Source organism: Kribbella sp. NPDC023855 (assembly GCF_040639475.1).
Lineage (GTDB): Bacteria > Actinomycetota > Actinomycetes > Propionibacteriales > Kribbellaceae > Kribbella.
In genome coordinates this window covers 188,330-201,208 of record NZ_JBFAAA010000008.1, presented here as the reverse complement: position 1 = coordinate 201,208, position 12,879 = coordinate 188,330, and the positions used below count along the sequence as shown (strand labels likewise).

At 68.3% G+C, this 12,879-nt stretch carries 11 protein-coding genes; 3 read left to right on the top strand and 8 right to left on the bottom strand.

Annotation, left to right across the window (positions count from 1 at the left end; genetic code table 11):
• The first annotated feature begins 31 nt into the window (after positions 1-31).
• Positions 32-934 carry a hypothetical protein gene (locus tag AB0F51_RS26545; protein WP_360284293.1) on the top strand — a complete coding sequence of 301 codons (903 nt, stop codon included), beginning with the start codon at positions 32-34 and terminating at the stop codon, positions 932-934.
• 111 nt (positions 935-1,045) lie between these two features.
• On the opposite strand, the gene AB0F51_RS26540 is transcribed toward AB0F51_RS26545, so the two are convergent.
• The 7 genes from AB0F51_RS26540 to AB0F51_RS26510 form a co-directional block, all read right to left on the bottom strand.
• On the bottom strand, positions 1,046-1,594 hold the full coding sequence (locus AB0F51_RS26540; RefSeq protein ID WP_360284292.1) for a hypothetical protein: 549 nt from the start codon (positions 1,592-1,594) through the stop codon (positions 1,046-1,048).
• 79 nt (positions 1,595-1,673) lie between these two features.
• On the bottom strand, positions 1,674-2,714 hold the full coding sequence (locus AB0F51_RS26535) for a BadF/BadG/BcrA/BcrD ATPase family protein (protein WP_360284291.1): 1,041 nt from the start codon (positions 2,712-2,714) through the stop codon (positions 1,674-1,676).
• Positions 2,705-3,958 carry a 6-phospho-beta-glucosidase gene (locus AB0F51_RS26530; protein WP_360284290.1) on the bottom strand — a complete coding sequence of 418 codons (1,254 nt, stop codon included), beginning with the start codon at positions 3,956-3,958 and terminating at the stop codon, positions 2,705-2,707. The genes AB0F51_RS26535 and AB0F51_RS26530 overlap by 10 nt, the downstream gene beginning before the upstream one ends.
• A complete protein-coding gene (locus tag AB0F51_RS26525) occupies positions 3,955-4,857 on the bottom strand; it encodes a carbohydrate ABC transporter permease (RefSeq protein ID WP_360284289.1) in 903 nt (300 codons plus the stop codon). Before AB0F51_RS26525 ends, AB0F51_RS26530 begins: the two co-directional genes overlap by 4 nt.
• A 10-nt stretch (positions 4,858-4,867) precedes the next feature.
• Positions 4,868-5,815, bottom strand: a complete 948-nt coding sequence (locus tag AB0F51_RS26520; RefSeq protein ID WP_360284288.1) for a sugar ABC transporter permease — start codon at positions 5,813-5,815, stop codon at positions 4,868-4,870.
• Complete coding sequence (locus AB0F51_RS26515; RefSeq protein WP_360284287.1) at positions 5,815-7,143, bottom strand: ABC transporter substrate-binding protein; 1,329 nt, start codon at positions 7,141-7,143, stop codon at positions 5,815-5,817. Before AB0F51_RS26515 ends, AB0F51_RS26520 begins: the two co-directional genes overlap by 1 nt.
• Positions 7,144-7,263: 120 nt before the next feature.
• The gene (locus AB0F51_RS26510) at positions 7,264-8,463 is read right to left on the bottom strand and encodes an ROK family transcriptional regulator (RefSeq protein WP_360284286.1); all 1,200 of its coding nucleotides are present in this window, start codon (positions 8,461-8,463) and stop codon (positions 7,264-7,266) included.
• A gap of 222 nt (positions 8,464-8,685) precedes the next feature.
• Between AB0F51_RS26510 and AB0F51_RS26505 the strand changes: the two genes are divergently transcribed.
• Both AB0F51_RS26505 and AB0F51_RS26500 read left to right on the top strand, forming a co-directional pair.
• Positions 8,686-10,374: an ABC transporter ATP-binding protein gene (locus AB0F51_RS26505; RefSeq protein WP_360284285.1), complete on the top strand. Its 1,689-nt coding sequence runs from the start codon at positions 8,686-8,688 to the stop codon at positions 10,372-10,374.
• Positions 10,371-12,143 (top strand): ABC transporter ATP-binding protein, encoded by a 1,773-nt coding sequence (locus AB0F51_RS26500; protein WP_360284284.1) that lies wholly within the window; start codon positions 10,371-10,373, stop codon positions 12,141-12,143. The genes AB0F51_RS26505 and AB0F51_RS26500 overlap by 4 nt, the downstream gene beginning before the upstream one ends.
• Here the strand turns inward: AB0F51_RS26500 and AB0F51_RS26495 are convergent.
• Positions 12,121-12,798, bottom strand: coding sequence for a uracil-DNA glycosylase (locus AB0F51_RS26495; protein WP_360284283.1), 678 nt, complete (start codon positions 12,796-12,798; stop codon positions 12,121-12,123). The genes AB0F51_RS26500 and AB0F51_RS26495 overlap by 23 nt on opposite strands.
• Between the last annotated feature and the right edge of the window lie 81 nt (positions 12,799-12,879).

Sequence of the window (12,879 nt, the reverse complement as noted above, 5' to 3'; positions counted from 1 at the left end):
CGGTTGCGGGCCAGTCCGGAGAGGAAAGCCGATGTCTGCACTGGCAATCGACTTCACCCAGCCCTTTGAAGATGCCTTCGGCAAGCTTCTCGGGTTCGTTCCCAACCTGCTCGGCGGTCTGGTCATCCTCGCGATCGGCTACCTCGTCGCCAAGGTGCTCGGCAAACTGGTCGCGAAGCTGCTCGGCAAGGTCGGCTTCGACCAGTGGATGGAACGGGCCGGCGTGTCCGGCATCCTGCAGCGGTCCGGCACGGGGCTGACCGCTTCCGCGATGCTCGGCAAGGTCGTGTTCTGGTTCGTCTTCCTGATCAGCTTCACGATGTTCGCCTCGGCGCTCGGCGTGCCGGAGATCTCGGCCTTCATGTCCGACATGCTCGCCTACATCCCGCGGATCTTCGCCGCGATCGTGATCGTCTGCCTGGCCGCGCTGTTCGCGAACTTCCTGGCCGCGATCATCCGCGGTGCCACCGGCAACGAAACCCTCGCCAAGGTCGGCCGGTACGCCGTCCTGGTGTACGCCGCGTTCGCCGCGCTGACCCAGCTCGGCATCGCTGTCCAGCTGACCGGCAACACCCTGCTGATCGTGCTCGCGGGTGCCGCGCTGGCACTCGGCCTCGCTTTCGGCCTCGGGGGCCGCGAGATGGCCGGCCAGGCGCTGCACACCCTGTTCGACCGCACCTCGACGACCGCCGGCTCCAACGGCATGGGTTCGAACAGCCGGGGCTCGAACGGCATGGGCTCCGCTGGGTCCAACGACACCGGCTCCAACGGCATGAGCGCCGGCACTGGCACGCAGGCCGGCTACCCGTCGCAGCAGGCGCCGTACGCGCAGCCGGACGAGCAGTACCCGGCCCACCACGGCGCGCCGGGCTCGAACGGCAACTGGAACACCGGCGACAACGGCTGGTCCAGCGAGCCCCCGCGACACAGCTGAGGTCTGCCACTCCCGACGGGCGGGCGCACCCAGCGCCCGCCCGTCCCCAAAACCCCAAAGCTCAGGAGGGTAGTCAACTAGCGGGGCTACCCTCCTGACCCAACGAGAGAACTACGGCTTGTCGTTGGGGACGTCGGTGTCGCCGGCGGGGCCGGCTCGGCGGACGTCTTCTACCTTGGCCATGGCCTCGCGGAGTTCGGCCAGCCAGCTTTCGCTGTGCTGGGCGACCAGCTTCACGCACCAACCCAGCGCGTCACTGCGAGACCGGGCGACGCCGGCATCGACCAACGTGTCCAGCACCTGACGCTCCGGCTGCCGCAGCCGGGTCATCACCGGCGCCGACAGCGACGTGAACACCGTCCGCGTCCCGCCGGCCCGCACTCCCCAGGCCACCTTCCGCCGGGTCGCGTGCTCCAGTTCGCGCGCGATCTCGATCCGCTTCTCCCGGGTGTCCTCCCGGAACTGCCTGATCCGGCCTTCCTCGGCAGCCGATCGCTCGGCCGCGCTGACCTCACCGTCCTGCTCCGGCGCCTTGATCGTCCCGACCACGAGAATCTCGTCGCGATCGATACTCACCTCGGGCTCACCCTCGAACCATCCCGCGGGAAGCCGCCCGGTCAGCCACCCCCGCACCCGCTCACTCTCCACCTGTGTACTCATGTAATCATGATTACACAGCAATCAAGGGCGGGCCAGAAGGAGATCCCGGCCCGCCCTCGACGAGCTCCGCAGCCGAGTACTACGCGGCCGGGGGTGGGGCGTAGCTGGCTCGGAGAGTGTGGTGGGCGGTGGGTGGGGCGTTGGTGTGGTCCAGGCCCAGAAGGGCGGCGCCGACGACGGGTGGGACGTCGATGACGCGGGCTACCGCTTTCGGGGCTGCCGCCGCGAGTAGCCGCAGTACGGTTTCCATCAGGAGAGGGTGGCCTGCGGTGAGGACGCCACCTCCCAGTACTACGTTCGTCGGCTCGCTCAACATGTCCAGGCGGGTCATGGCGACGACCGCCATGGCGACGATCTCCTCCGCTTGGCGGTGGACCACTGCCGTGGCGACGGGATCGCCGCCGGCCGCCACCTGGAACAACAGCGGAGTCGCCTCGAGCCGGCGGGAGACCGGGATGTCGCCCAGGTGGAGCGCCTCGATCAGTGCCGGCATGGACTCGACCCCGTAGTGCGCCGGGAGGACCGTGGCCAGGGCCGTCGCCGGGCCCCGGCCGTCGTCGGCGCGGGCCGCCGCCCAGAACGCCTCGTCGGCAAGTTGTTGCCCACCGCCCCAATCTCCGGAGATCCGGCCGACCGCCGGGAACCGCGCGGTCCGGCCGTCGGGGAGCAGGCCGGCGCAGTTGATGCCCGCGCCGCAGACCACCGCGACACCGCGCGGCTCGTCCACGCCCGCGCGCAACAGGGCGAAGGTGTCGTTGGCGACGTGGACCGAGGTGGCCCAGCCGTGCGACTCGAACGCCTCGGCGAGCCGCTCTTCCTCGATCGGGAGGTCCGCGTTCGCCAGGCACGCGGAGATCTGCTGCACCAGCGGGACGTCACCGACCGCGAGACCCGCCTCGGCCGCGGCGGCGGCGACCAGCGGGACCAGCCCGTCGACAGCGGCCGCGGCACCGATGATGTGTGGCTCGAAGCCGCCGCCGCGCGCAGTACCGAGGACTGTTCCTTCGGCGGAGACGAGGGCCACGTCGGTCTTGCTGTTGCCGGCGTCGAAGGCGAGTACGCCGCCCGGCACCAGGGGTCTGACCAACTTGTCCACCTCGTCCACCATCGTCACGCCCATGGGAGGTGCTCGCGGTTGTGCGCGAGCAACTTGTCGGTGAGCTGGTTGGCGTACTCGATCTGCCCGATCAGCGGATGCGCCAGCAGAGCGTTGAACACCCGTTCCGCACCACCCTTCAGAGCCGCTTCGAGGGCAAGATTCTCGTACGCCGTGACGTTCGCGACCAGTCCGGCGTACAGCGGCTCGAGGGGCGAGATCGGCAACGGCGTCGTACCGGCTGCTCCGACCGTCGCCGGTACTTCGATCACGGCGTCGTCGGGCAGGAACGGCAGGGTGCCGTTGTTGAGGGTGTTGACGACCTGCACATCGCCGGTGTCGTTGAGCAGCGAGGAGGCCAGAGCGACCGCGGCCTCGGAGTAGTACGCGCCACCGCGCTGCTCCAGCAACGCGGGCTTCTCGTCCAGTGACGGGTCGGCGTACAGGTCGAGCAGTTCCTTCTCGATCGCGGCGACCTCGGCGGCCCGCGACGGCTTCTCCAGCAGCTCGCGGACGACCTCGTCATGCGCGTAGAAGTAGCGCAGGTAGTACGACGGTACGACGCCGAGCTGCAGCAACAGTTCGGCGGGGAGCTTCAGCTCTGCGGCGAGCTCGGCCGAGTGGGAGGCGAGCAGCTTGGGCAGGACGTTCTCGCCGTCGACTCGGACAGCCCGTTCCCAGGTCAGGTGGTTGAGTCCGACATGGTCGAGCGAGACCTGCTCCGGCGTGACGCCGAGCATGCCGGCGAACTTCCGCTGGAAGCCGATCGCCACGTTGCACAGCCCGACCGCCTTGTGGCCTTCGGAAAGGAGCGCCCGGGTGACGATGCCGACCGGGTTGGTGAAGTCGATGATCCACGCGTCCGGGTTGGACCGCCGGACCCGCTCGGCGATGTCCAGTACGACGGGAACCGTGCGCAGCGCCTTGGCCAGGCCGCCCGCGCCGGTGGTCTCCTGGCCGACGCAACCGCATTCGAGCGGCCAGGTCTCGTCCTGGTTGCGTGCGGCCTGCCCGCCGACCCGCAACTGGAGCAGAACCGCGTCCGCGCCGTCGACCGCTTCGTCCAGGTCGGACGTGGTGACGACCTTGCCCGGATGCCCTTGTTTGGCGAAGATCCGCTGGGCCAGCCCGCCGACCAGCTCGAGCCGGTCGGCGGCCGGGTCGACCAGCGCCAGTTCGGTGACCGGCAACGAGTCGCGCAACCGGGCGAACCCGTCGATGAGTTCAGGCGTGTAGGTGGATCCGCCACCGACGACTGTGAGTTTCAACCTTTGACCCCTGTGAGTGTGACGCCTTCGATGAAGGCCTTTTGGGCGAAGAAGAACAGGATGATCACCGGAGCCATCACCAGCAGGGTCGCTGCCATGGTGAGGTTCCAGTTGGTGTGGTGGGCGCCCTTGAAGGACTCCAGCCCGTAGCTGAGGGTCCAGGCGGCCGGGTTCTCGCTGGCGTAGATCTGTGGGCCGAAGTAGTCGTTCCAGCAGTAGAAGAACTGGAACAGCGCGACCGCCGCGATGGCCGGCTTGGCCATCGGCAGGACCACCCGGACCAGCGCCCGGAACTCGCCGCAGCCGTCGACCTTGGCGGCGTCGACGTACTCCTTCGGGATGGTCAGCAGGAACTGCCGGAGCAGGAAGATCGAGAACGCGTCGGTGAACGCCATCGGGATGATCAGCGGCCACAACGTCCCGGACAGGTGCAGTTCCTTGGCCCAGAACAGGTACATCGGCACGATCACGACCTGGGGCGGCAGCATCATCGTGGAGATCACCAGCATCATCGCCAGGTTGCGGCCGCGGAACTTGAACCTGGCCAGGGCGTACGCGACGGGGATGCTGGAGAGCAGGGTCAGCACCGTTCCGAGTACGGCGTACATCAGGGTGTTCTGCCACCAGGTCAGGAAGCCCGGGGTCTCCCACACGGTGCGCAGGTTCTCCCAGTGCCAGCTGTCCGGCCACAGATCGCGGGTCAGGGCCTGCTGGTCGCTCATCAGCGCGGTCAGCAGGACGAAGACGAACGGCAGTACGAAGAACAACGCCGCCGCGATCGCCAGGGCGTGCACGGCGACCCAGCTCAGAAACCTGGTACGCCGTGCGTCGCGTCCCGCCGCGGTCAGGCCGGGAGTGCTCTCCGGGGTCTCGACCCGGAAGTCGGTCAGAGTACTCATCAGCAGTCTCCTAGTCGTCCGTGGCCAGGAAGCCACTGCCGCGGCGCATCAGGATCGCCGTGAACACCATCGCCAGTACGAACAGCACCAGCGCGATCACGCTCGCTCCGCCGGTGTCGAACCGCTGGAAGCCGAGGTTGTAGACCAGTTGCGGAAGAGTCAGCGTCGACTTGTCCGGGTAGCCGGGTTCGAACTGCTGACCCGATCCGCCGATCACGCCGCTGGCGACCTTCCCGGCGATCAGTGGCTGGGTGTAGTACTGCATGGTCTGGATCACGCCGGTGACGACCGCGAACAACACGATCGGCTGGATGTTCGGCAGCGTCACGGCCACGAACCGTTGCCACGAACTGGCGCCGTCGAGGGCTGCCGCCTCGTACTGCTCCTTCGGTACGTCGAGCAGCGAGGCCATGAAGATCACCATCAGGTCGCCGATCCCCCAGATCGCCAGCAGGGTCAGCGCCGGTTTCGACCAGGCCGGGTCGTTGAACCAGCCCGGCTGCGGCAGCCCGACCTTGTCCAGGATGCTGTTCACCGGCCCGGTGCCCGGGTTGAGCAGGAACGCGAACGCCATCGTCGCGGCCACCGGCGGCGCCAGGTACGGCAGGTAGAACATGGTCCGGAACAGTCCGGCGCCGGTCTTCACCTTGGTGATCAGCAAACCGATGCCGAGCCCGAACAGGACCCGCAGGGTGACCATGACGATCACCAGCCAGAGCGTGTTGCGCAGGGCCGGCCAGAAGAACAGGTAGTCGGTGAAGACGTAGGTCCAGTTCTTCAGGCCGGTCCAGACCGGCGGGGTGAAACCGTCGTACTTCATGAAGCTGAAGTAGATGGTCGAGGCCAGCGGGTAGAGGAAGAAGACGCTGACCCCGATCAGCCAGGGGGACAGGAAGGCCAGGTTGCGCAGCCGTTCCCGGCGGCGCTGCGCCTTGAGCCCTACGGAGATGGTCGTCATCACTTGGCCTGCGCGATGTCCTTGTCGATCTGCTGGTCGGCCTTGGCCAGACCGGCAGCGATATCGGTCTGCTTTCCGGACTCGACGGCGTAGGCGAGGTCGGTCAGGGTGAGCTGGTACGCGCCGCCGTTCGGGCTGGCCGGGGTGGTGCTGCTCTTCGGGTGCTGGGCGATCTCGAGGAAGACCTTGAACTTCTCGTCGATCTTCAGGTCGGGCGACTTCAGCGCCTCCAGGGTGGAGGGCACGTTGTGGATCCCGTTGGAGAAGTCGACCACGGCCTTGGTGTCGGTGGTCATGTACTTGACCAGCTCCCAGGCCGCGTTCTGCTTCTGACTGGTGTTGGCGATACCGATGATGGTTCCGGACAGATAGCCCTTGCCGTAGGTGTCCTTCTGCTCGTCCGGGACCGGGAACGGCGCTACGCCGATGTCGAACTTCACGCCGGCTTCCTTGGCCATCCCGAGCCGCCATTCGCCGTCCATCGCCATCGCTACCTGGCCGGTGTGGAACGGGTTCTTGGCGCCCCACTCGTCACCGAAGGTCGCGCGGTACTTCTCCAGCTTGGTGAAACCACCGAGTTCCTTGACCAGGTTGGACTGCCAGTTCAGCATCTTGGCGAACGCCGGGTCGGCGGCCAGGTTCGACTTGCCCTCACCGGTGAAGTACGTCGCGTTCCACTGCGCCGCGAGGTGCGTGGGAGTCGCTTCGTAGCCGTGGAAGTTCGGCATGAAACCGAGCTGGGCGTAGCCGTCACCCTTGGGCTTGGTCAGCTTCTTCGCGGCCGCGTCGAACTCTGACAGCGTCTTCGGCGGCTCGGTGATCCCGGCGGCCTTGAACGCGTCCTTGTTGTAGTACAGGCCGTAGGCGTCGTTCAGCAGCGGCAGGGCGCAGCGCTTGCCCTGGAACTGGGTGTAGTCCTGCAGCGGCTTCGGGAACGTTTTGTCCAGGTCGACACCGGACTTCTCGATGAACGGCTTCAAATCGGCGAAGACGTTCGACGAGCAGAAGGTGCCGACGTTGTCGGTGGTGAAGGACGACACCACGTCGGGCGCGTTCGGGCCGCCGGCCCGCAGTGCCTGCTTGATCTTGTCGTCGTTGATGTTGCCGACGACCTTCACCTTGATGTGCGGGAACTTCGCCTCGAACGACTTCACGTTCGCGGCGATCGCGGCCGCCTCGCTCGGCGCGCTCCAGCCGTGCCAGAAGGTGATCGTGGTCGGCTTGGTGGCGTCGTCGCTCGCCTGCGGGGCGCTCGACGTACCGGTGCAGGCGGTACCGAGCAGCGCGATCGCCGCGCCGGCGATCACTGCTTTGTGGACTCGACGCATTTCCGTTTTCTCCTGATCCTGGTGGAGCGGGACTGCATTTTGGGTGTGCGGATCCACCGGACCGGGGTGGTGTCCCGGTCCGGGGATGTGTCTGGGCGGCTGGCTGCGCTGGTGGGTGGGCTAGTCGGTACTGCCCCCGGTCGTCGTACCGGCTGTGTCGAAGACCGCGTCGCGGGTGTAGCTCAGTGCGGATTGCAGGGCGCCGGACAACACGGGGTCGGTGTTGATCGCGGTCATCAGCAACCGCGGCCGCGGCACGGCGAGCTCGGCGAGCTCGTCCTGCACCAGGCCGCGGAGGCGTTCGCCGCCGGCGGTGATGACGCCGCCCGCGAGCACGATCAGCTCGGGGTCGACGACGGACACGATCGCGGCCAGGCCGACCGCGAGACGATGGGCGAACTCGGCCAGCACGGTGTCGCCCGCGCCCGGGGTCTCCAGGGCGGCGGCGATCGCGGCTTCCGGCGTACGGGCGCGCAGGCCGTGCGAGCGGGCCAGTTCGAGGACCGGTTCGCCACCGGCCAGTTCCTGGAAGCCGCCGGCGTTGTTGCGGCCGACGTTGCGCACCAGCGGCGTACCGGGCAGCGGCAGGAAGGCGACCTCACCGGCACCGCCGGTGGCGCCGCGGACGAGGTGACCCCCGATCACTATCGCCGCGCCGATGCCCTCCTCGCCCCACAGCATGACGAAGTTGTCGCTGTTGCTCGCGTGCCCGACCTGCTGCTCGGCGACGGCGGCCAGGTTGACGTCGTTCTCGACCTCCAGCGGTACGGCGATCGCCGCGGCCAGCTCCTCGAGCAGGTGCGGCGCGTGCCAGCCGGGCAGGTGGGTCGCGTAGCGGAGCCGGCCGGTGGTCGGGTCGAACCCACCGGGCGTACCGATCGAGACGCGGTGCAGCCGGTCGCGGGTCAGTCCGGCGTCGCCGAGTGCGCCGTCGATCGCCTTGACGACGCGTTCGACCGTGCCCTTGGCGCTCCGGCCCGGTGTCGGCAGCTCGAACCGGCCGACCACTTTGCCGGTCAGGTCGGCCACGGCCGAGCGGATCCGGGTCGGCGTGACGTCCAGGCCGGCGACGTACGCGATGCCGCCGTTGATCTCGTACAGCTGGGCGTTGGGGCCCGGGCGGCCGGCGCTGGTCCCGCTGGCCCGGACGAGCCCGGCGCTTTCGAGCCGGGAGAGCAGCTGGGAGGCGGTCGGCTTGGACAGGCCGGTGAGGTTACCGAGGGTGGTGCGGGACAACGGACCGTGCGTGAGCAGCAGGTCGAGGGCGGCACGATCGTTCATCGCGCGGAGCAGGCGGGGAGTACCGGGTGTGCTGGCCATGTGCTAACCCTGCCCTCCCTTCGCCGTCACGTCGCCTGACCACGCTGACCCTTCGGCCGCCTGATCAACTGTTAGGAAAGTTTCCTATTACCGCGAGACCGTACGGGGGAGCCGGGGCAGGTGTCAATCGGTCGGCGCTTCCGGTTCTTTTCCTCGTCAAGTTAGGGTGTACTAACTTCCGCCCGGGTGGGCGGTCGCGCCGACGTGGGGGAAGGCCTTTCCGTGGAGTTCACAGCAGGCAGGGTGCTGCGTCGCGCGATCGGGCGGCACCGGGTCCGGATGATCGCGGGAATGCTGATCCTGGCGTTGCACCAGGCCACGGAGGTCGCGGTGCCGATCGCGATCGGCATCTTCGTCGACCAGGCTGTGTCGACCGGGCGGCTGGAACCCCTGCTGTGGTGCGTGCTGATGATGGTCGCGCTGTTCGCGGTGCTGTCGAACGCCTGGAAGACCGGCGCCCGGCAGGTGGTCCATGCGATCGAGTACGAGACACACCTGCTCCGGCTGGAGATCGCGCGCCGAGTGCTGGATCCCCGCGGGCACCGGACCGGTCTGCGGTCGGGGGAGCTGCTGCAGATCGCCACCTCTGATGCGGAGAAGACCTCGCTGGTACTACGCGCTGTCTCGCTGGGCTTTGCCGGCGGTGCTGCGCTGGTGGTGTCGTCGGTTGCTCTGCTGCTCGTCGACGTACCGCTGGGGCTCGGCGTGATGATCGGCGTACCCCTGCTGGTGCTGGGCATCCAGGCCCTGTCGCCACTGCTGACCCGCCGTACGGCATCACAGCAGGAAGCAGTCGCCGGTACTACGGCCCTGGCGACGGACCTGGTCGGTGGGCTTCGCACACTGCGGGGCATCGGGGCTCAGCACAACGCTGCCGAGCGGTACCGGCGGTCCAGTCAGGAGACGTTGAAGGCGACCCTGCGCGCTGCATCGACCAACGGGTTGCAGGACGGCGTCACCAATGCGCTGAGCGGCCTGCTGCTGGCAGCGGTCGCAGGTGTCGCCGGCTGGTTCGCATTGGACGGCCGGATCAGTATCGGCGAGTTGATCACCGTCGTCGGCCTGGCCCAGTTCATCGCGGAACCCGTCGGGCTACTCGGCTACAGCGGCCAGGTCTTCGCCATGTCTCGTGCCTCGGCCGGGCGGCTGGCGTCAGTGCTCGGCTCGCCCTGGGCGATCACCACTGGGACCTCGACCAGCTTGGACCGCGCGAAGCCGCTGCTGGCGCTCGAAGGCGTTGGCTACAAGACCCTGTCCTCGCTGGACCTGTCGCTGCGACCGGGTGAGCTGGTCGGGGTTCTCTGCTACGACCCACGCGACGCCGACGCCCTCCTGACAGTCGTGGCCGGCAGGACCGCCGACCACACAGGCCGGGTGCTTGTCGGCGGTACCGACGTCGAGGAGCTGGACATCGACCTGGTACGCCGATCTGTGCTGGTCGAGCAGCATGACACCGACCTGTTCGAGGGGACGCTGCGCTCCAACCTGTTGGCCGGCTCTGAGAGGTCTTCCGGGGTGGAACGTGTGGTCGAGGCTGCTGCGGCGACTGACGTGATCGAGGCTTACCCGGATGGCTTGGACCACCCACTGTCCGACCGCGGCCGGACACTGTCGGGCGGGCAACGCCAACGCCTCGGCCTGGCCCGTGCCTTGCTGGCCGAGCCGCCAGTGCTGGTGCTGCACGACCCCAGTACTGCGGTCGACGCCGTCACCGAGGAGCTCCTGGCCGAAGGGCTCGCGGAGGTCCGTGGGGTCCCCACCCTCGCAACACTCGTACTGACGAGCAGCCCTGCGCTACTGGGCAAGATGCATCGGGTGCTGGTCATCTCGGACGGCGCCGTCGTGGCCGAGGGCCGGCATGCCGAGCTGGCCGACACAGACACGGCGTACCAGGAAGCGGTACTGCGATGAGCACGTCCGAGTTGTTGCCGATTGCCGGGCCGCGCGCCACCTGGGTCGTGCTCTGGCGGGAGATCCGTCGCCTGCGCGTGCTGTCGCTGGTGGCTGCCGCTGTGGTGACAGTCGGGAGTGCGGCGGGGCTTGTGGCGCCGTGGGCTCTTGGTGTGTTGGTGGACGACGTGTCTGCCGGTGCGGACGGGTCGGCCGTCGTACGGGTGGTCGTGCTGATCGGTGGCGCGGCGCTGCTGTCCGGAGTACTCACTGCTCTTGGGGTGACGCTGATCGCGCGGGTCGGCGAGACGGTACTCGCGCGGATCCGGGAGCAGGTGCTGGATCGCGTACTCCACCTGCCGGCGCCGGTGCTCGACAAGATCCGGACCGGCGACCTGCTGTCGCGGGTGGGCGATGACGTGGCGTCAGTGGCCGCTGCACTGACCCAGCTGGGCCCGGTGCTGCTGGCGGCGTCGCTGACGATCGTGCTGACCGCGGGCGGGATGTTCGCGCTGGACTGGCGACTAGGGCTGGCCGGGTTGCTCTCATTGCCCATGTACCTGCTGGCGCTGCGCTGGTACCTGCCGCGGTCCGCGCCCTTCTACAGCAAGGAACGGCTCGCGATGGGCGAGCGGTCCGAGGCGATCATCACCTCGCTGCGCGGCAGCGCGACCGTCCGGGCGTACCGGCTGGAGGAGACGCAGCTGGAGCGGATCGCGGACCGCTCGGCGACCGCGCGGGACCTGTCGCTGAACGTCTTCCGGCTGTTCAGCTTCTTCTCCTCGCGGGTCAACCACGCCGAGTTCGTCGGGCTGACCTCGATCCTGGTGGCCGGGTTCTTCCTGGTCCGGGCGGAGCTCGTGACGATCGGCGCGACCACAGCGGCCGCGTTGTACTTCCACCGGCTGTTCAACCCGATCGGTGCGTTGCTGATGCAGTTCGACCAGGTCCAGACGGCTGCGGCCGGGCTGGCGCGACTGGCCGGAGTGCTGACGCTGGAGCCCGCTGCCGAGCCGCCTCCAGGGCCGTCGCCTGCCGATGCGTCCGTGGAGCTGGTGGGGATCGGGCACTCGTACGACGGGCCGTTGGTGGTCGACGGAGTCTCGCTGCGGATCGAGCCGGGTGAGCGCGTTGCGCTGGTGGGCGCGAGTGGAGCTGGGAAGACCACGCTGGCGGCGATCGCGGCCGGTGTACTGATGCCTACCACTGGGACGGTGCGGCTGGGCGGGGTGGATATCAGGGCGCTGGGTGAGGCCCGTACTCAGCAGCAGGTTGCTCTGCTGAGCCAGGAGGTCCATGTGTTCTCCGGGGCGCTGCTGGACGACGTACGGCTGGCCAAGGCTTCGGCGACTGTTGCCGAGGTAGAGGAGGCACTGGAGCTCGTGGGAGCGCTCGGCTGGGTGCGTGCGTTGCCGGACGGGCTGCAGAGCCAGGTGGGGGAGAACGCGCATCAGTTGACGGGTGCCCAGGCACAGCAGGTCGCGCTGGCTCGGTTGGTGCTCGCGGACCCGGCGGTCGCAGTACTGGATGAGGCGACGGCTGAGGCGGGTAGCGCTGGGGCGCGAGAGCTGGAGCGAGCCAGTGCTGCTGCTACCGAGGGCCGGACGACGCTGGTGGTGGCTCACCGGCTCACGCAGGCGGAGCAGGCGGACCGGATCGTCGTACTGGACCACGGGCGAGTGGTCGAGTCAGGTACGCATGCCGAGCTGCTGGCTGCAGGGGGTCGCTACAGCCAGCTCTGGCACAGCTGGACGGGTACTGGCGCTGTCAGGGCAGGCGCCAGTCGATAGGTGTGCCGCCCTGCTTGATCAGCAGCTCGTTGACCCGGCTGAACGGCCGGGAGCCGAAGAAGCCACGGTCTGCCGACATGGGGCTCGGGTGAGCACTCTCGATGTACGGCGTACTGCCGAGCATCGGCTTGAGTGTCTGCGCGTCACGGCCCCAGAGGATCGCCACCAGCGGCCCACCGCGCTTCACGAGCGCATGGATGGCCTGCTCGGTCACCGTCTCCCAGCCCTTGCCCCGATGCGACGCGGACTTGCCCGGCTGCACGGTGAGCACTCTGTTGAGCATCAGCACGCCCTGCTCGGCCCACGGCGTCAGGTCACCGTTGGAAGGAGCCGGTACGCCGACGTCGGCCATCAGCTCGCGGTAGATGTTCTGCAGGCTGCGCGGGATCGGTCGCACGTCGGGTGCCACCGAGAAGCTCAGGCCCACCGGATGCCCGGGCGTCGGATAGGGGTCCTGGCCGACGATCAGCACCTTCACGTCGTTCAGCGGCTGGTTGAAGGCCCGCAGGACGTTCTCCCCGGCGGGCAGGTACGGCCGGCCCGCGGCGATCTCGTTGCGCAGGAACTCACCCATCCGCGCGACGGTTTCCTCCACCGGCGCCAGCGCCTCGGCCCAGTCGGGTGCCACCAGATCAGTCAAAGTCTTGGGACTCACCGGGACATGATGTCACTCACAGTTCGCGTGTCGGTCAGGCAGCCGGTCGGGCCGGCCCGGTAAGAATGTCTGCGGCCCCGC

Coding starts and splice junctions, on each gene's coding strand:
- AB0F51_RS26510 (WP_360284286.1), bottom strand. CDS start 8,463: ATGGCCAGCACACCCGGTACTCCCCGCCTGCTCCGCGCGATGAACGAT.
- AB0F51_RS26515 (WP_360284287.1), bottom strand. CDS start 7,143: ATGCGTCGAGTCCACAAAGCAGTGATCGCCGGCGCGGCGATCGCGCTG.
- AB0F51_RS26520 (WP_360284288.1), bottom strand. CDS start 5,815: ATGACGACCATCTCCGTAGGGCTCAAGGCGCAGCGCCGCCGGGAACGG.
- AB0F51_RS26525 (WP_360284289.1), bottom strand. CDS start 4,857: ATGAGTACTCTGACCGACTTCCGGGTCGAGACCCCGGAGAGCACTCCC.
- AB0F51_RS26540 (WP_360284292.1), bottom strand. CDS start 1,594: ATGAGTACACAGGTGGAGAGTGAGCGGGTGCGGGGGTGGCTGACCGGG.
- AB0F51_RS26535 (WP_360284291.1), bottom strand. CDS start 2,714: ATGGGCGTGACGATGGTGGACGAGGTGGACAAGTTGGTCAGACCCCTG.
- AB0F51_RS26545 (WP_360284293.1), top strand. CDS start 32: ATGTCTGCACTGGCAATCGACTTCACCCAGCCCTTTGAAGATGCCTTC.
- AB0F51_RS26500 (WP_360284284.1), top strand. CDS start 10,371: ATGAGCACGTCCGAGTTGTTGCCGATTGCCGGGCCGCGCGCCACCTGG.